This window comes from Pseudomonas sp. Sample_23 (assembly GCF_004307595.1).
GTDB classification, from domain to species: Bacteria; Pseudomonadota; Gammaproteobacteria; order Pseudomonadales; family Pseudomonadaceae; genus Aquipseudomonas; species Aquipseudomonas atacamensis.
In genome coordinates, this window is the sequence record NZ_RCNX01000074.1 from 1 (window position 1) to 17,593 (window position 17,593).

The 17,593-nt window shown below is 60.2% G+C and carries 18 protein-coding genes; 5 read left to right on the forward strand and 13 right to left on the reverse strand.

The genetic code is table 11. The features are described 5' to 3' along the window. Positions 1–38: 38 nt before the first annotated feature. The 6 genes from msrQ to D8U82_RS19190 all read right to left on the reverse strand — a co-directional run bounded on the left by msrQ (position 39) and on the right by D8U82_RS19190 (position 6,026). Entirely contained in the window at positions 39–662 is a 624-nt protein-coding gene (gene msrQ, locus D8U82_RS19165; RefSeq protein ID WP_130902752.1) for a protein-methionine-sulfoxide reductase heme-binding subunit MsrQ, read from the reverse strand. Then, positions 662–1,675, reverse strand: coding sequence for a protein-methionine-sulfoxide reductase catalytic subunit MsrP (gene msrP / locus D8U82_RS19170; RefSeq protein WP_130902753.1), 1,014 nt, complete (start codon positions 1,673–1,675; stop codon positions 662–664). The genes msrQ and msrP overlap by 1 nt, the downstream gene beginning before the upstream one ends. A 63-nt stretch (positions 1,676–1,738) precedes the next feature. After that, entirely contained in the window at positions 1,739–2,596 is an 858-nt protein-coding gene (gene pssA / locus D8U82_RS19175; RefSeq protein ID WP_016773182.1) for a CDP-diacylglycerol--serine O-phosphatidyltransferase, read from the reverse strand. 148 nt (positions 2,597–2,744) lie between these two features. Further along, positions 2,745–3,761, reverse strand: a complete 1,017-nt coding sequence (gene ilvC / locus D8U82_RS19180) for a ketol-acid reductoisomerase (protein WP_003228216.1) — start codon at positions 3,759–3,761, stop codon at positions 2,745–2,747. A gap of 46 nt (positions 3,762–3,807) precedes the next feature. Continuing rightward, complete coding sequence (gene ilvN / locus D8U82_RS19185; protein ID WP_003176102.1) at positions 3,808–4,299, reverse strand: acetolactate synthase small subunit; 492 nt, start codon at positions 4,297–4,299, stop codon at positions 3,808–3,810. Between the two features lie 2 nt (positions 4,300–4,301). Next, positions 4,302–6,026, reverse strand: coding sequence for an acetolactate synthase 3 large subunit (locus D8U82_RS19190; protein WP_039761986.1), 1,725 nt, complete (start codon positions 6,024–6,026; stop codon positions 4,302–4,304). A 399-nt stretch (positions 6,027–6,425) separates the two neighbouring features. Here D8U82_RS19190 and D8U82_RS19195 point away from each other — a divergent pair, with 399 nt between their 5' ends. Then, positions 6,426–6,842: a DUF4124 domain-containing protein gene (locus D8U82_RS19195; RefSeq protein ID WP_016773181.1), complete on the forward strand. Its 417-nt coding sequence runs from the start codon at positions 6,426–6,428 to the stop codon at positions 6,840–6,842. Between the two features lie 22 nt (positions 6,843–6,864). Here D8U82_RS19195 and D8U82_RS19200 read toward each other — a convergent pair whose 3' ends face one another. From D8U82_RS19200 to mrcB, 3 genes are read right to left on the reverse strand one after another with little or no spacing between them, the layout of a single operon-like run. Then, positions 6,865–7,200: a YqcC family protein gene (locus D8U82_RS19200; RefSeq protein ID WP_016773180.1), complete on the reverse strand. Its 336-nt coding sequence runs from the start codon at positions 7,198–7,200 to the stop codon at positions 6,865–6,867. Further along, positions 7,200–7,949 carry a hypothetical protein gene (locus D8U82_RS19205; protein ID WP_016773179.1) on the reverse strand — a complete coding sequence of 250 codons (750 nt, stop codon included), beginning with the start codon at positions 7,947–7,949 and terminating at the stop codon, positions 7,200–7,202. The genes D8U82_RS19200 and D8U82_RS19205 overlap by 1 nt, the downstream gene beginning before the upstream one ends. Positions 7,950–7,965: 16 nt before the next feature. Beyond that, complete coding sequence (mrcB, locus tag D8U82_RS19210; RefSeq protein WP_073475436.1) at positions 7,966–10,290, reverse strand: penicillin-binding protein 1B; 2,325 nt, start codon at positions 10,288–10,290, stop codon at positions 7,966–7,968. A gap of 116 nt (positions 10,291–10,406) precedes the next feature. Here mrcB and D8U82_RS19215 point away from each other — a divergent pair, with 116 nt between their 5' ends. From D8U82_RS19215 to D8U82_RS19230, 4 genes are all read left to right on the forward strand, one after another. Beyond that, positions 10,407–11,963, forward strand: a complete 1,557-nt coding sequence (locus D8U82_RS19215; protein WP_110603205.1) for a bifunctional aminoglycoside phosphotransferase/ATP-binding protein — start codon at positions 10,407–10,409, stop codon at positions 11,961–11,963. 91 nt (positions 11,964–12,054) lie between these two features. Then, positions 12,055–12,399, forward strand: a complete 345-nt coding sequence (locus D8U82_RS19220) for a pentapeptide repeat-containing protein (protein ID WP_130902754.1) — start codon at positions 12,055–12,057, stop codon at positions 12,397–12,399. 288 nt (positions 12,400–12,687) lie between these two features. Then, positions 12,688–12,960 carry a TfoX/Sxy family protein gene (locus tag D8U82_RS19225; RefSeq protein WP_016773175.1) on the forward strand — a complete coding sequence of 91 codons (273 nt, stop codon included), beginning with the start codon at positions 12,688–12,690 and terminating at the stop codon, positions 12,958–12,960. 15 nt (positions 12,961–12,975) lie between these two features. Next, on the forward strand, positions 12,976–13,770 hold the full coding sequence (locus D8U82_RS19230; RefSeq protein ID WP_130902755.1) for a Crp/Fnr family transcriptional regulator: 795 nt from the start codon (positions 12,976–12,978) through the stop codon (positions 13,768–13,770). Between the two features lie 231 nt (positions 13,771–14,001). Here the strand turns inward: D8U82_RS19230 and D8U82_RS19235 are convergent, their stop codons facing one another. Genes D8U82_RS19235 through D8U82_RS19250 form a run of 4 tightly spaced genes read right to left on the reverse strand, consistent with a single transcriptional unit; the run spans position 14,002 to position 17,543 of the window. After that, positions 14,002–14,850: a ChaN family lipoprotein gene (locus D8U82_RS19235; RefSeq protein ID WP_130888613.1), complete on the reverse strand. Its 849-nt coding sequence runs from the start codon at positions 14,848–14,850 to the stop codon at positions 14,002–14,004. Positions 14,851–14,869: 19 nt separating this feature from the next. Continuing rightward, positions 14,870–15,637, reverse strand: a complete 768-nt coding sequence (locus tag D8U82_RS19240; protein WP_130902756.1) for a heme ABC transporter ATP-binding protein — start codon at positions 15,635–15,637, stop codon at positions 14,870–14,872. Continuing rightward, a complete protein-coding gene (locus D8U82_RS19245) occupies positions 15,637–16,620 on the reverse strand; it encodes an iron ABC transporter permease (RefSeq protein WP_167333571.1) in 984 nt (327 codons plus the stop codon). The genes D8U82_RS19240 and D8U82_RS19245 overlap by 1 nt, the downstream gene beginning before the upstream one ends. 50 nt (positions 16,621–16,670) lie before the next feature. Further along, complete coding sequence (locus D8U82_RS19250) at positions 16,671–17,543, reverse strand: ABC transporter substrate-binding protein (RefSeq protein ID WP_130902757.1); 873 nt, start codon at positions 17,541–17,543, stop codon at positions 16,671–16,673. Positions 17,544–17,593: the final 50 nt, after the last annotated feature.

The following is a 17,593-nucleotide window of genomic DNA, read 5'->3' on the forward strand; positions in this document are numbered from 1 at the left end:
GGGGCGAATTATAGACCTCTGGAATCTGCCGTCAACCGTTAATTTCGCTTTTCTTGCAGATTCTGCTTTTTACCCAGTAAACGCGGGATTCGCTTCGTCACCGGCGGCAGACGAAGCAGCAAAAGCACGCCACCTATAAAGGCATAAATGGTCCACTCTTCCAGATCGGCCCGCACGATCCACAGCATATGCAGCAAACCCAGTCCGAGAATCAGGTAAACCAGGCGATGCAGCTTCTTCCAGCGAGCTCCCAAACGACGCTGACTATAACGATTGGACGTCACCGCCAGTATCAGCAATCCGAGAAAGCCCAGCGCACCGACAATAATGTAAGGACGCTTGCGTAGCTCAACGCCCAACTGTGACCAATCGAACCCGAGGATAAACGCCATATAGCTGAACAGATGCAGCGTCACATAAGCAAAACACCAAAGCCCTAACTGCCGGCGCACTGCAATCCACCCCGCCCAGCCACTCAGCTTTTGCAACGGCGTCATGCTCAGCGTAATCAACAGCAACACCAGCGTGCCAAGCCCGAGACGATCAACCAGCACCTTGCCCGGATCAGGCCCGAGCAGATCGGCGAACGCTTGATAGAACCACAGCAATGGCCAGACCGCCGCAGCAATGAAAACGCCCACTCGCCAGAACGGATAACGCATCAGTAGTTCTTCCGCAGATCGAGCCCTGTATATAAAGAAGCGACTTCATCCGAGTAGCCGTTGAACATCTGCGTGTCGCGCACATTCGGTTTGAACAGGCTGTTCGGCAAGCGCCGCTCGCGCGCCTGGGTCCAGCGTGGATGGTCGACGGTAGGATTCACATTCGCGTAGAAGCCGTACTCATCGGCAGCAATGCTTTGCCAGGTGGTCTTCGGCTGCTCGCTGACCAGACTGATGCGCACAATGGATTTCACGCTTTTGAAGCCGTACTTCCAGGGCACCACCAGACGCAAAGGCGCGCCGTTCTGGTTCGGCAGTTCGCGTCCATACATGCCCACCGCCAGGATCGCCAAAGGATTCATCGCCTCATCGAGACGCAGGCCTTCGATATACGGCCAGTCGATCAAGGCAAAACCGGAACGCTGGCCGGGCATGCTCTTGGGATCCTGCAAGGTTTCGAAGCGGATGTACTTCGCTTTGGAAGTCGGTTCGACCTGCTTGAGCAAGGCCGAGATGGGAAAGCCGATCCAGGGAATGACCATCGACCACGCCTCGACGCAGCGCAGACGATAAATACGCTCCTCCAACTGATACGGGTTCATGAAGTCTTCCAGCGCATAACGCCCCGGCTTACCCACCTCCCCGTCAATCACCACGCTCCAGGGTTCGGTTTTCAGGTCGCCAGCGTTCCTCGCGGGATCGCCCTTGCCGGTACCGAACTCATAAAAGTTGTTGTAGTTCGTCGCGTCTTTATAAGGCGTGATCGCCTCGTCCTTGACGTTGACCGCCCCCCATTGAGTAGAAGGAAGCTTTTCGGCAAACCAGGCCGGAGCCTTGCCGGATTCGACATCAGAGTAGCGAGGGGCATCAGCGGCACTGGCCCAGCGTGGCAGGCTGCTCACGGCAATACCGGCAGCAGTGGCGCCGAGCAATTGGCGGCGGGAGAGATAAATGGCTTCAGGCGTGACATCCGACTCATGGCAGTCGGATGCTTTGGGGATCTTGATCAACATGACAACTCCGCAGCTTTGGAGGACAGGTGCACCCATAGACTGCGGAGTATGCGGGAAATTACATCACTCGGCGTTTTTGTGACGACGAAGACGCAACAGATATTGCACCGGACCGGACGCCGCATAGGCGAGGAACACCAGCAGCAGAATGCGCGGCGGATCGCTGAACACGACAGCGAATACCAGCACCACCGCGAGGATCGCCACGAACGGCACGCGACCTTTGAGATCCAGCTCCTTGAAGCTGTTGTACTTGATGTTGCTGACCATCAGCATGCCGGCCGCCGCCACCATCAAGGCCACCAGGAACGACATCTTCGAACCTTGGATGCCGTAATCGCTGAACGCCCAGACAATACCGGCCACCACACCTGCCGCCGCCGGGCTGGCCAGACCGATGAAGTAGCGTTTGTCCGCCGTGCCGACCTGGGTGTTGAAACGCGCCAGACGCAACGCCGCACCCGCTACATATATGAAGGCGACCATCCAGCCGACCTTGCCCATGTCTCCCAGCGCCCAGCCGAAGGCCAGCAATGCCGGCGCAACACCGAAGGCGACCATGTCCGACAGCGAGTCGTACTCGGCGCCGAAGGCACTTTGCGTATTGGTCATGCGCGCCACGCGACCGTCGAGGCCGTCGAGCACCATCGCGACGAAAATCGCGATCGCAGCGAAGGCGAAGTACTTGCTCGCATTCACCGAGTCGCCGGCGCTCAACGCGGCCTGGGCGCTCATCGAGTTGATGATGGAATAGAAGCCTGCGAACAGGTTGGCAGTAGTGAACAGGTTCGGCAGCAGATAGATACCACGATGCCGGACTTTACGACCTTCAGCGTCGTGCCCTTCTTCGATGTGTTCATCGATGGGCAGCAGGCTTTCGGCGTCGGAAGCCTTGTTCGGCTCTTCGGGACGTTCGCTCATGGACATTACCTTGCAACGGTTTGGAAAAAATTCGACAGAGGCTTGAGGACGACAGTTCGGCCACAAACGATGCAGCTTTATACCAGAAGCACCGGCCCAAACGAAAAAACGCGGCCGAGGCCGCGTTTTTCGTACAAGGAACGACGACTCAGTTCTTGGCTTTGTCGACGATCTTGTTGGCACCGATCCACGGCATCATGGAGCGCAGTTGCTCGCCGATGATTTCGATGCCGTGAGCGGCGTTGTTACGACGCTTGGCGGTCATCGAAGGGTAGCCGGTTGCGCCTTCGCTGATGAACATTTTGGCGTATTCGCCGTCCTGAATACGTTTCAGGGCGTTGCGCATGGCCTGACGGGATTCGGCGTTGATCACTTCCGGGCCAGTCACGTACTCGCCGTATTCGGCGTTGTTGGAGATCGAGTAGTTCATGTTGGCGATACCGCCTTCGTACATGAGGTCAACGATCAGCTTCAGTTCGTGCAGGCACTCGAAGTAGGCCATTTCCGGCGCGTAGCCAGCTTCAACCAGAGTTTCGAAACCGGCTTTCACCAGTTCAACGGTACCGCCACACAGAACGGCTTGTTCGCCGAACAGGTCGGTTTCGGTCTCGTCCTTAAAGGTGGTTTCGATGATGCCGGTACGACCGCCACCAACGCCAGCGGCGTAGGACAGTGCGACGTTCTTGGCGTTGCCCGAGGCGTCCTGGTAGATCGCGATCAGGTCAGGGATACCGCCGCCTTTGACGAACTCGGAACGCACGGTGTGGCCCGGGGCTTTCGGCGCGATCATGATCACGTCGAGGTCGGCACGCGGAACAACCTGGTTGTAGTGAATCGCGAAGCCGTGGGAGAAGGCCAGAGTGGCGCCTTTCTTGATGTTCGGCTCGATTTCGTTCTTGTACAGCGAGGACTGGAACTCGTCCGGGGTCAGGATCATGACCAGGTCGGCAGCGGCAACAGCGGAAGCAACGTCGGTCACTTTCAGGCCGTGAGCTTCGGCTTTGGCAACGGTGGCCGAACCTTTACGCAGACCGACGGTAACGTCGACACCGGAGTCTTTCAGGTTGCACGCTTGAGCGTGGCCCTGGGAGCCGTAACCGATGATGGCAACTTTCTTGCCCTGGATGATCGACAGGTCGCAGTCTTTATCGTAGAAAACTTTCATGAATTTCCCCTTATATCCGGCCGTTCAGGCCATGCGCTAATTTGGTTTAGATGCTGAGTACTTTGTCGCCGCGAGCAATACCGGTCACGCCGCTGCGGACGGTTTCCAGAATCGATGCGGTGCCGATGGACTGAATGAAGCTGTCGAGCTTGTCGCTGGTACCGGTCAATTGAACGGTATACACGCTGGCGCTGACGTCGACGATCTGTCCACGGTAGATATCGGTGGTGCGTTTGATCTCGGCGCGCTGGGCGCCAGTGGCCTTGACCTTGACCAGCATCAGTTCACGCTCGATGTGAGCGCTTTCCGACAGGTCCACCAGCTTGACCACTTCGATCAGCTTGTTCAGGTTTTTGGTGATCTGCTCGATCACTTCATCGTGGCCCACGGTGGTCAGCGTCAGACGCGACAGGGTCGGGTCTTCGGTCGGGGCCACGGTCAGGCTTTCGATGTTGTAGTTGCGCTGCGAGAACAGGCCAACTACGCGAGACAGAGCGCCGGGTTCGTTTTCCAGAAGCAGGGAAATAATGTGCCGCATGATTAAGTACGCTCCGTCTTGCTCAGCCACATATCGCGCATGGAGCCGTCTTTGATCTGCATCGGGTAGACGTGCTCGCTGGTGTCGACCGCAACATCGATGATCACCAGGCGATCCTTCATGGCAAACGCTTCGGCCATCTTCGACTTCAAATCTTTCGATTCGGTGATGCGTACGCCAACATGGCCGTAGGCTTCAGCCAGCTTGATGAAGTCCGGCAGCGATTCCATGTAGGAGTGCGAGTGACGGCTGCCGTAGCTCATGTCCTGCCACTGGCGAACCATGCCCAGCACACCGTTGTTGAGGATGACGATCTTCACCGGCAAGCCGTATTGCAGGCAGGTCGACAGCTCCTGGATGTTCATCTGGATACTGCCTTCGCCGGTGACGCAGGCAACGTCGTCGTCCGGGAAGCTCAGTTTGATGCCCATCGCGGCTGGCAGACCGAAGCCCATCGTGCCCAGGCCACCGGAGTTGATCCAGCGGTTCGGCTTGTTGAACGTGTAGTACTGCGCGGCAAACATCTGGTGCTGACCAACGTCGGAGGTCACAAAGGCGTCGCCCTTGGTCACTTCGCAGAGGGTTTCGATCACGGTCTGCGGCTTGATCTTGCTGCCGTCGCCCTTTTCATAAGGGAACAGGCCGCGATCACCGCGCCATTCATCCACCTGCTTCCACCAGCTGGCTACGGACTCCTTGTTCGGGGTCTCGCCGATTTCCTTGAGAATCGCGACCATTTCGGTCAGGACGCTCTCGACCGGACCCACGATTGGCACGTCGGCCTTGATGGTTTTGGAAATCGACGCCGGGTCGATGTCGATATGGATGATCTTGGCGTTCGGGCAGAATTTCGCCGGGCCGTTGATCACCCGATCGTCGAAGCGGGCGCCCACTGCGAGAATCACGTCGGCATGGTGCATCGCCAGGTTCGCGGTATAGCTGCCGTGCATACCCAGCATGCCGATGAACTGACGGTCAGTGCCAGGGAATGCGCCCAGCCCCATCAAGGTGTTGGTCACCGGCAGGTTGAGCATTTTTGCCAGTTCGGTCAGTTGCGCGGAGCCATTGCCGAGAATCACGCCGCCGCCGGAGTACAGCACCGGGCGCTTGGCCGCCAACAACATTTCCGCTGCTTTGCGGATCTGCCCGGAGTGACCGCGAACGGCCGGGCTGTAGGAGCGCAGCTTGGCTTTTTTCGGAAAAACGTATTCGAACTTTTCGGCCGGGTTGGTCATGTCTTTCGGGATGTCGACCACGACCGGGCCCGGACGACCGGATTGCGCCAGGTAGAAGGCCTTCTTCATGACTTCCGGGATTTCCGAAGCGTGCTTGATCATGAAGCTGTGCTTCACGATCGGCCGGGAGATACCGATCATGTCGGTTTCCTGGAACGCGTCGGTGCCGACCATGGTGCTTGGCACCTGACCGGAAATGATCACCATCGGAATCGAGTCCATGTAGGCGGTGGCGATACCGGTAATGGCGTTTGTGGCGCCTGGACCGGAAGTCACCAATACCACGCCGGCTTTACCGGTGGCACGGGCGTAGCCGTCAGCCATATGGGTCGCCGCTTGTTCGTGACGAACCAGGATGTGGGTCACTTCCGGTTCTTTGAACAGGGCATCGTAAACATGCAGGAGAGCACCACCCGGGTACCCGTAGATATATTTGACGCCTTCGTCACGCAAAAAGCGGACGAGCATCTCACCGCCAGATAAAAGCTCCACGTTGTTCACCTCTAAAACGCCAGAATACCGTCCACAAAAAAGGGGCGGGTCTTAATAGGTTTACTTCTCGGCAGAGCATGAGCGACGGTGGTCGCCGACTACGTCAGCACTGACTGAGCAAGTATTGGGATCGTCCCAAGTGTTGCGGGCCTTTCCCACCCAGCGCGAGGTAACGCGTTGCGGGTGTAACAGGTCGGCGCGGATGTGCGCCTCATGATCTACCGAGTGGGTCTGCTTCTGGCAGTCCCTCTACAGCGGACTTTGGATTCTTCTGTTTCGCCCTCTGCAAGTCAAGTCGTCTGTGTGGTTAATTGTGGGTAAGCACATGAGAACGCAAGAAAAAACCTGAAAAGCGCTACTCTGTTAGCGTCAATTGCGCATTTTTGCCAAGGAATCAGCATGCGAACGCTCCTCCTCACTCTGCTGATCGGCCTCAGCCCATGGTGCTCGGCCGCTCAAATCTACAAATGGGTCGATGCCCAAGGCGTCACGCATTTCGATGCGCAGCCTCCGCAGGGCCAACCGTCGACGACTGTACACACACCCTCCTCACCCGCGCCGAAAGCTGCGCCGATGCCGGGCGGCGGCGTTCTTGGCGATCAGAAAACCATTGATGCCAAGGTGAAGAAACAGGTCGCCGAGCAGCAGGCGCAGCTCAAGGCGTTTTGCGAACAGGCACGCACAAACCTAGCGCAACTGCAGAACAATCCACGTTTGCGTGAGGAGGTCGAGGGGGATGTGCGCAGGCTCGACGATACACAGCGTCAGGAACGCATCGTCGAAGCGAAGAAGCAGATTGCCGAGAACTGCCAGTAGGCCTGGCAGTTCCCAGTTTAGTTCAGCGGGATGCAGTGATCAGCAGGTCAAACTCTTTGAGCAGCACCTGCAACTGCCGATCCTTTCCGCCAAGGTTGCGCTGGGCAAAGACCATTTCCGCCATTTCCTGAATGCCCGAGGCGTTCGGCAGCGGCAGATCCTGTTCGAGGATCATCTTCATGCGCGGCAGGAAGATCCATTGCAGCCATTGCTCGAAGTCCAGCGTGTCGACCGAAAACGGCTCGACACTGCTTAGCGCTTCGGCGGACGGCTCAACCTCATCCCACCAACCCTGGGTACGCAGCTCGCGTTCGATCAGCAACAGCTGATCGGCGATTTTCGGGAAACGCACGTCCATCACAGGGAAACCTTGGCCTTCTGACGGGCCAGTGCGGCGCCGGCGGAATCGCCTTGTTTCTCACGAGACTGAGCGATGATTTCCCACAGGCTGGCTTGCAGGTCCGGACGACCGTTGGCCATGGTCAGCGCACGACGGGCAAATTGCTCGGCTTGCGGCGCATCGCCCTGGGCCATGCGCACCTGCGCCAGACGGTAAAGCACTTGTGGCTCACGGGGGGCGACACGTTGCGCCCGCTCCAGGCTGGAAGAAGCACCGTTGAGGTCGCCACCGGCCTGTTGCTGTTGCGCGGTGGTCAGCAAGGCGAGTACCGGGCCGTCCAGTTGCTCATCCGCCGACAGACCGCCGCCACTGCTGGCCGAAGGAATGCCACTTGGCGTCGACGGCATGCTGTAGCTGCCGGAGTTGATCGGCGCCGACTCAACCGCCGATGGGTTGTACGGCCCCGACGTGATACCTCCGGATGCAGGCCCCGGGACGATCGGCGAAGAGCTGATCGGTGTCGACACCGCAGCACCACCACCCGGCACCATCACCACTACGCCGGTATCGCCTTGCGGAATCGCCTGAGTCTGGCCCTGCACCGGGCGCTTGACCGTGGTCTGGCGGAAACCGCCATTGGCGCCGATGCGCTCGCTGTTGGACACGGCGGTGCCCGAATCCACCACAGGAATCGAACCACGCTGTACGGTGGAGCAGCCGCTGAGCAAAGCCACGGCGGTCACCGCTGGAATCAACCACTTGTTCACTTGAAACCCTCTTTGCTTAATTCATCCAGCCTTTGACCCAGTCCATCACCGATTCCGGCGAGGCAGGTGTTTCGCTTGCACACGCGGCGCCGGGTGGCGGTTCGCTGCCGCGAATATACGGCATCTGTACCGCGCCGGGGCAGTTGGCATCCGACCCTTGGCCGGTGCGCGAATCGACCCAGGCCTGCACGACGTTGTCCGGCTGCGGCATGTCCAGCGGCAGCGGATCGGCCTTGCGCATGAAACTGGTCCAGACCTGCAACGCACCGGTGGCCCCGGTGAACGGCGTCTTGCCGTTGTCATCGCGGCCGAGCCAGACCACCGCCAGCAGATCCTGACTGAAACCGGCGAACCAGCTGTCGCGCGAATCGTTACTGGTACCGGTCTTGCCCGCCAGGGTCAGGGTCTTGGGCAGCACGTTATAAACCGAACTGCCGGTACCTTCACGCATCACCCGCTGCATGGCGTTCTGGATCAGGTAAATCGAGGCAGGATCGAAGCGCTGTTCGATCTGGAACGGATAACGCTTGAGCGGCTCGCCCTCGGCGGTCAACACGCTGCGAATGCCGCGCATCGGCGTATTGAAACCACCGTTGGCCAGCGTCTGATACATGGTCGCCACTTCGATCGGCGTCATGCCGCCGGCACCGAGCAGCATCGACGGGAACGCCGGGAATTCACGAGTGACGCCCAGGCGACCCACGGTCTTGAGCACATTCGGCACACCGACTTCCAGGCCCAGACGCGAGGTCGACAGGTTGTAGGAATGCGCCAGGCCCTGATAGAGGAACACCGTACCGTGGGAGCGGCGATCGTAGTTCTGCGGCTTCCACACCTGACCGTTGGCGCCCTTGACCGACAGCGGATCGTCCGACAGCCAACTGGTCAGCGTGTACTGGCTCGGCTTCTCGAGCGCGGTCAGATACACCGCCGGTTTGATCAAAGAACCAATCGGGCGCACCGCATCCAGTGCACGGTTGAACCCGGCGTAGCTGGCCTGACGGCTGCCGATCATCGCCTGGACTTCACCGGTTTCCGGGTTGGTCACGACCATCGCCGCTTCGACGTCATCCGAGCCCTTGCGCCCGGCCAGCCGCTTGAACGTGTCATTGACCGAGGCTTCGGCTTTCATCTGCAGAATCGGGTCGAAACTGGTAAAGATGCGCAGGCCTTCTTCGGTCAAGTCTTCGTCGCGGTAGTCTTCGCGCAACTGACGTTTGACCAGATCGATGAAGCCCGGGAACGAGCTGTCGGCGAGCTTGCCGCGAGTCGTCACGCCGAGCGGCATTTTCTTCGCCGCTTCGACCTGCTCGGCGGTTGCCACGCCTTGCTGCGCCAGCACGTCGAGGACCAGATTACGCCGCTCCAGCGCGCGTTCCGGGTTGCGACGCGGGTTGTAGTAGGACGGCCCCTTGACCATGCCGACCAGCAACGCCACTTGATGCAGTTTCAGTTCGGACAAAGGCTGGCCGAAGAAGAACTGGCTGGCCAGACCGAAACCGTGCACCGCACGCTGACCGTCCTGGCCGACAAAGACTTCGTTGAGGTAGGCCTCAAGGATTTCCTTCTTGTCGTAATGCAGTTCGAGCAGCAACGCCATCATCGCTTCGGTGAGCTTGCGGGTCAGGCTGCGTTCGCTGGTCAGGTAGAAGTTCTTCACCAACTGCTGGGTCAGCGTACTGCCGCCCTGGGTCATCTTGCCGCCGGAGGTGTTGATCCACACGGCGCGGGCGATCGATTTCGGCGACACACCCCAGTGACTGTAGAAGTCGCGGTCTTCCACAGCGATCAAGGTTTCGAGCAGGTACGGCGGCACCTGATCGAGTTTGATCAGGATGCGGTCTTCAAGATTTTTCGGGTAAATGCCGCCGATCATCAGCGGCTCGAGGCGCACCACCGACAGTTTCGAACCGTTGGTCGAGGACAGTTCGGCGACGTAGTCGCCGGAGAAGCGCACACGCACCGGCTGCGGCTTTTCCAGACCTTCATAGAACTGGAAGCCACGGGTGTTCAGGTCAACCGTATTGCCGCTGACGGCTGCGGCGCCGGGGCCATTGCTCACGGCTTCGCGGCGATAGCCGAGGGCATCGAGTTCGGTGAGGAAATCGTCCTTGCTGAGCTTCTGTCCGACGAACAGCTCGAGCGGGCGCGCGTATACCTTGGCCGGGATGGTCCAGCGCTTGCCGGAGAACTTCTCCTGCACCACGGCATCGAGGTAAACGGCGAAGCCGGCCAGCACTACAAGGCCGACCAGGCTGAGTTTAATGGCCCAGCTCAACCATGGGCTGAGGCCCTTGGCTGGTGGTTTTTTCTTGGTACGGGGGGATCGGGATCGAGTCATGGCGGCGGATTATACGCACTTTATCGATCCTCAACAGGCACGCGCGGAGGTTTGCGTCAGGCGGGCAAGCAGCCATAATGGCCGCCTCGAATTCCCCCGCCTCTGAAGGATCGCCCGTGAGCCAGTCCCTGATCGCTGCCCTGCAAAACCCGGCCCTCTACCCGCATCCCGTCGAAGGGTTTCAGGTCATCGAAACCCACATTTCGTGGGTGATTCTCACCGGCCCCTTTGCCTATAAAGTGAAGAAGCCGGTGAATTTCGGCTTCCTCGACTTCACCAGCCTCGACGCACGTGCGCATTTCTGCGCTGAAGAGCTGCGTCTGAACCAGCGTCTGACCGCTGATTTGTATCTGGACGTGTTGCCAATCACCGGCAGCGTCGAGGCACCGCAATTGGGCGGCGACGGCCCGGCTATCGAATACGTGCTGAAAATGCGCCAGTTCCCCCAGAGCGGGTTGCTCAGCACCCTGCAAGCCAATGGCGAATTGACCACTCAGCACATTGATGCGTTGGCCGAGCAGATCGCCCATTTCCATCTCAACGCCCCGAAAGTCCCGGCCGAACACGACGCCGGCACGCCGGACAGCGTGATGGCACCGGTCGCGCAAAACTTCGAGCAGATCCTGCCGTTCCTCAGCGACAAGAACGATTTGCTGCAACTTGAGGCCCTGAAAGCCTGGGCCGAAAGCAGCTTCGAGCGCCTCAAGCCACTGTTCGCCCAGCGCAAGGCGCAAGGCTTCACCCGCGAGTGCCACGGCGACATCCATCTGGGCAACGCTACGGTCATCGACGGCAACGTGGTGATCTTCGACTGCATCGAGTTCAACGAGCCGTTCCGTTTCACTGACGTCTGGGCCGACACCGGTTTCCTCGCGATGGACCTGGAAGACCGTGGCCTGAAGTCACTGGCACGTCGCCTCGTCAGCCAGTATCTGGAACTGACCGGCGACTATCAGGGCCTGGAAGTGCTGAACTTTTATAAAGCCTACCGCGCGCTGGTGCGGGCCAAGGTGGCGTTGTTCAGCATGCCGGCGGAAGCGACTGCGGTGCAGCGCGCCACCACCCTGCGCCAGTACCGCAACTACGCCAACCTGGCGGAAAGCTACAGCACCATTCCTTCGCGCTTCATGGCCATTACCCACGGTGTTTCCGCAGTCGGCAAGAGCCATGTGGCCATGCGCCTGGTCGAAGCGCTGGGCGCGATTCGCCTGCGTTCCGATGTCGAGCGCAAGCGCCTGTTCGGTGAGCAGACCGTTGCCAACGATGTGCAGGCCGGCATTTACAGCGCCGATGCCAGCACCGCGACCTATGCGCGCCTGCATGAAATCGCCGAGGTGATCCTGCACGCCGGCTTCCCGGTAGTGATCGACGCGACTTACCTCAAGCGTGAACAGCGCGACAACGCGGCGAAGATTGCCGAAGCCACCGGCACGCCGTTCCTGATCCTCGACTGCAACGCTCCGCAAGCGGTAATCGAGAGCTGGCTGGCGATGCGTCAGGCCGACCAGAAGGATCCGTCCGACGCCACCCTCGCCGTGATCGAAGCGCAACAGGCCAACCGCGAAGCGCTGACGCCGGAAGAAATCCTGCGCAGCAAACGCGTGCAGACCAATGAATCCGGCACGCTGGACACCGTGGTCGCGCAGATCCGTCAGCGCCTGCCGGGCCTGTAAAAAACTATTTCGGCCGTGAAGCCCTCGCTCGCTTCACGGTCGTCAAATAGTGGCACTATACTGGCGCCATAAAACCAACAGGTGATCTGACATGAGCCAGCCAAAACTGCTCGACACTCCGCTTTACGCCCTGCTGCACAAAGACGACATCGCAGGCTTCAACAAGGAACGCTCACTGGATGGTCCGATCGACATGGTCGGCGGCGATTTCCGTGGTCTCGACCTGCGCGAGCTGAACGCCGACGGCGTGGATTTCCGCGATGCGTACTTCCGCTCCGCCGACCTGCGCGGCATCGACTTCCGCAAGGCTTCGCTCGAAGGCGCCAGCCTGGCCCATGCGCAGATTTCCGGGGCGTACTTTCCGCCGGAGCTGAGTGCTGACGAGATTCTGATGTCGATGAATTTCGGCACGCGGTTGCGCTATCGCACCCGCTGAAATCTGGAAATCTTCCTGACGCCACGCCTTTCCCCTGTGGGAGCGAGCCTGCTCGCGAAGGCGTAGTGTCAGCTGATATCGATTGTGTCTGATACGCCCTCTTCGCGAGCAGGCTCGCCCCCACATTGTTAACGCCTAACTCGCTTCCCTCTGCGTTCGCAGGTCCTTTACCCCCCTTTCTTAGAAGCTTTTGCGTCGAATCCGACCAAACAACCACGCTTTTCCTACTGATGGCTACACTGCTGAGAAGCTCGCCCACGCACCATTCTGCCGTCGCAAGGAGGCTTGATGAATGATGAACTGCAACACCTGAAAAATCTTGGCAAGACGTCGGCGCAATGGCTGCATGCCGTGGGCATCCACAGCGCCTCGGACTTGCGTCGCCTCGGTGCAGTGGATGCCTACCGGGCCGTGCGTACTCGGGGGTTTCGCGCATCGAAGGTGTTGTTGTATGCGATCGAAGGCGCGTTGATGGACGTGCACTGGAACGACATCCCCGCCGAGCGCAAGGACGCCTTGAACAAACAGCTCGAAGCCATTTCCGCGCGCCACAAGAACTGAACAGGCGCTGACGCCATGTATTTACTGGGGGAACAATCGGCCCACGCCGACGCATTGATCAATCGCTTGCAGAATCTTCCCGGGCAGTGGCTGCAGGATTTGTCGCCGTGCGCGCCGGTCATCGAGCTGGAGGCAACGGACGATATGTTTGCACAGGTGCCGAGCGATCAGTTGTTTCTGCTGAGCGAGGGCGTGGTACATGGCTGCATCGCGGGCCGTGCGCTGTTCTACTGGCAGGAAGGTGATCTGCTCGGCCTGCAACGTGGCGAGCAATGGAGCGACTGCCGCATTTGCAGCGACAGCGCTGTGCGCCTGGTGCCCTATGGGCGCGCTGAGGTTTTGCAGCATTTGTATGCCGACCCTGATCGAGCGGAGCAGTTGCTGAGCTATCTGCTCGGGCAAATGGCGCTGCTCGCCCATGCCGTGGCCGAGCTGAAACCTCGGGAGTTTCGCAGCACCAACGGCTTCAAACGCGTTGAGGCGGGCGCCGTGCTGATTCAACAGGGCGATGCAGCGGATCATGTCTTTGTGATTATTGACGGGCATGCCGAGGCGTTCCTCGACGGGCACAAGGTAGGCGACGTGGCCAAGGACGAGATTTTCGGCGCCATGGCGTTGTTTACCGGCGAGCCGCGCAACGCTTCGGTGGTGACGTCCGAGCCGAGCACGTTGATGTTGATTCCCGGTGATCAATTTTTGAGCATGACCCGCAGCAATCCGAAGATCGCCCATTGCCTGATTGAGGGTATGGCTCGACGCATCGGCCAGTTGAATCGCAGGATCACGCAGTTGACGACGCAGCGCACCTAGCGCAAAGCCCTTTATTCACAGGGCCTCACCACCGCTCGCAAAACTAAATTACAGATTTGCAAAATCAGCGGTTGACGCGGTAATGAGAATCGCTATGATTATCACAACTGGTCGCGAGATCAGTCGATATTCTGAAAAGCCCTTGGTTCGGACTCTCAGATTATCTCCTCATCAGGCTAATCACGGTTATTTGACCCGGTTTTACCGGGTCTTTTTTTGCCCGTAGAAAAGTCATTTAGCGAATTGCTGGCGCATCTGCTCGCAGTAATCCGGCTTCGGCGTGGCCGGCGTGTACCAGACGTAATCGGCCATCGCCGCCGATACCGCAGCGCCCTGCTCGGCCAGCATCAATACGATCGGCGCCTTGCCAGCGCCGATATCCGACAGATGCAGCGGCACGCCGACATCCTTGCGCGCATGCCAGGCACCGGCCAGCAGAATCGAAGGCATCGGCGCCGCCAGCATGCGTTCGGCCATGCGTCGATCACGCTGTTGCTGAATCGCCAGCATTGCTGGCATCTGTGATTCGGGCAGCAGGCCGCAGTGGGATTCACTGATTTGCCCAAGCAAGGTTTTTTTAACCGAAAGCGCATTACTGCGCGGACCGTTCAGAGCAGGTGGATTGCGGTAGAACGCGCGGATTTCGCTGTCATCGAGATTGGCCGCCAGCAGCGGATACGGCTGCGACAGGGCAAAGCGCACGATCGGCCCGTAAAGGTTCCAGTCCCAGCCCTCTTGCCAGGCCAATGCCGCGGGCAGATCTGCCGGAACGGATTTCGACTGGCGTGCCGCATCGACTTTCGCTTGTTGAACCGGCGAGAGCATTTCCAGCAGCAGACTGCCTTGCGCTCGCTGCTCGCCGAGCGACTGCAACAGCCACAACTGTGCGGCATGATGATCGGCGTTGTCGTGCTGCTCACCGATGATCAAACGCTCAGGCTCAGCCAGACGCGTCAGCAATTGCTGCGCCGTAAGTACCTCGCCGCTGCGCAGATCGCGGATATCAGCGCCCACAGGCGGAGCCGCCACGTGCTGACAGCCCGCGAGCAACACCAGCGCCAACAACCACAATCCACGCATGCGACACCTCGATGATGATTCAGCGGGCGATGATCAGCGGATGCCCACGCTCCGGGTGCGGTTGCACCAAAACCTCCAGGCCGAACACTGCTTTAAGCGTATCCGGACGCAGCACCTGCTGCGGAGTATCCAGCGCAACCGGGCGCCCCTCCTCCAGCAACAGCACACGATCACAATAGCGTGCCGCCAGATTCAGATCATGCAGGATCACCAGCACCGCCGCGCCGCAATCGGCGAACTCGCGCACCGCTTGCAAGGTGGTGTGCTGATGCAGCGGATCGAGCATCGATGTCGGTTCGTCGAGCAATAAGGTTTGCCCGGCCTGGCCCGGCCAGAGTTGCGCCAGCACCCGCGCCAGATGCACGCGCTGACGCTCGCCACCGGACAACGCCAGATAACTGCGCCCACTCAGGTGCCCGGCATCGGCGGCGGCCAGCGCTGCCGCGACGATTTCGTCATCACGTACGCGCCCGGTCTGGTACGGCAAGCGGCCCATGCCGACGACCTCTTCCACGGCGAAGGCAAAATCCAGCGTCGAAACCTGCGGCAACACCGCCAGTCGTTGTGCCCGCTGCGTTCCGCTCCAGTGGCTCAACGTCTGACCATCGAGCGAGACATTGCCGTCGCTGGCGGGCAACTCACCACACAATGCGCCAAGCAACGTACTTTTCCCGGCGCCGTTCGGCCCCAGCACCCCAAGCACCTCGCCGGGTTCGAGCCCGAGCGTAACCCCACTGAGCACTGCTTTGCGGCCACGGCGGACATGCAGATTGTGCGCAGACAACATCAGGCACGCCCTCGCAGCAGCAGATAAAGGAAGAACGGCGCGCCGATAAACGCCGTGACAATGCCGATCGGCAACTCCGCCGGCGCCAGCGCCAGGCGCGCCACCAGATCGGCGAGCAATAACAGGCTCGCACCCGCCAAAACCGAGGCTGGCAACAGAACTTTGTGATCGGGGCCGGCCAGCAGGCGCACCAGATGCGGCACCACCAGCCCGACAAAACCGATCATGCCCGCCGCCGCCACCGCCGCGCCGACACCCAGCGCGGTACAGAACACCAGTTCGCGCTTGAGCCGTTCGACATCGATGCCCAGATGACCGGCCTCGGATTCACCGAGCAACAAGGCATTCAATGCCTTGGCCCGACGCGGCAGCCACAGCGCCACGCCGATGGTGATGATCAGCAGTGGCCACAGCCGCGCGTAACTGGCGCCGTTGAGGCTGCCCAGATTCCAGAAGGTCAGGGTGCGCAGCGTGGCGTCATCGGCCAGATAGGTGAACAGACCGACCGCCGAACTGGCCAGCGCCGTCAGCGCGATACCGGCCAGCAACATGGTGGCGACGTGAGTCTGACCGTTGCGCCGGCCCAGCCGATAGACCAGCGCCGTCACCCCGAGCCCGCCAAGAAACGCACACACCGACAACAGATACGGCCCGAACCACTCCGGCAGGCCGCCGAATAACGAACCACCGACAATCGCAATCGCTGCGCCAAGTGCCGCGCCACTGGACACCCCGACCAGCCCCGGATCGGCCAGCGGATTACGAAACAGGCCCTGCATTGCCACCCCGGACAGCGCCAGCACGCCGCCGACCGCCAAGCCGAGCAAGGTTCGCGGCAGGCGGATCTGGCCGAGAATCAGCTCAGCCTGCTCCAGACCTTGCGGCGCCAACGGCACGCCGATCAGACGCAGCGCCGCGCGCAAGGTATCGAACAGCGGCAGGCTCACCGGCCCCAGCGCCAGCGACAGCCAGATCGCGAGCAGACACAGCAATGTCAGGCCGATAAACAGGCCACGGGGTTTGACCAGTGTGGTCATTGGCCGCCCTTGGCCGGGTAGAAGCCGTCAGTCAGGGTTTGCAAAGCAGCCGGCAACCGTGGCCCGAGGCCGCCAACCAGCAGCGTCGGATCCAGCTCCATCACCCGCCCGCTCTTCGCCGCCCGGCTGGAATTGAGGATGGGGTTTTCCTTGAACAATGCCGCTTTTGCGGCCTCGCCGGTCAGCGCACGGTCGGCAAACACCAGCACTTCGGGATCAAGGCTGGCGAGGGATTCGACAGAAAACGGTTTGTAGCCGGTATGCGTCGCAAGGTTGTGCCCGCCAGCCTGTTGCAGCAACCAATCGGCGGCGGTGTCCTTGCCGGCGATCAACGGCTTGCCGCCGGCGTGCCCAAGCAACAGCAACACGCCCGGAGCTTTCTGCGTGGTCTGCACTTGGGCAACGCGCGCTTTCTGCGCCTGGAGCTGCTGTTGATAACTCTGCAGCAGCTGCGCTGCCTGGCTTTGTGCGCCGAGCAACTGGCCCAGTTGAGTGACATTTTTTTCCAGTGTCGGCAGATCAGGCTGGGCTGAAAACAACTCGACCTTGACCTTGGCCGCTTTGACTTGCGCCAGAACCGGCGGCGGGCCCATTTCTTCGGTACCGACCAGAATGTCCGGGCGCAGGCTCAAGATGCCTTCGGCCGACAGGCTGCGCTGATAACCAATACTCGGCAGCGCCTGCAACGATTGGGGATGCTGACTGGTGGTGTCGACCCCAACCAGTTTTGACTCGCCACCCAGCGCGCTGACCCATTCCGACAGCGCGCCGCCAGCGCTGACCCAGCGTTGCGGTAAATCCGCTGCGCTCGCCTGATGGCTGAGAAAAAGGCCGACGCACAGTACGGCAACGCGGGTTTTCAGGCGCATACGCAGCTTCCTTGAACAAGGTTTCCCGGGCATCGGCGCAGCGAGCCAAG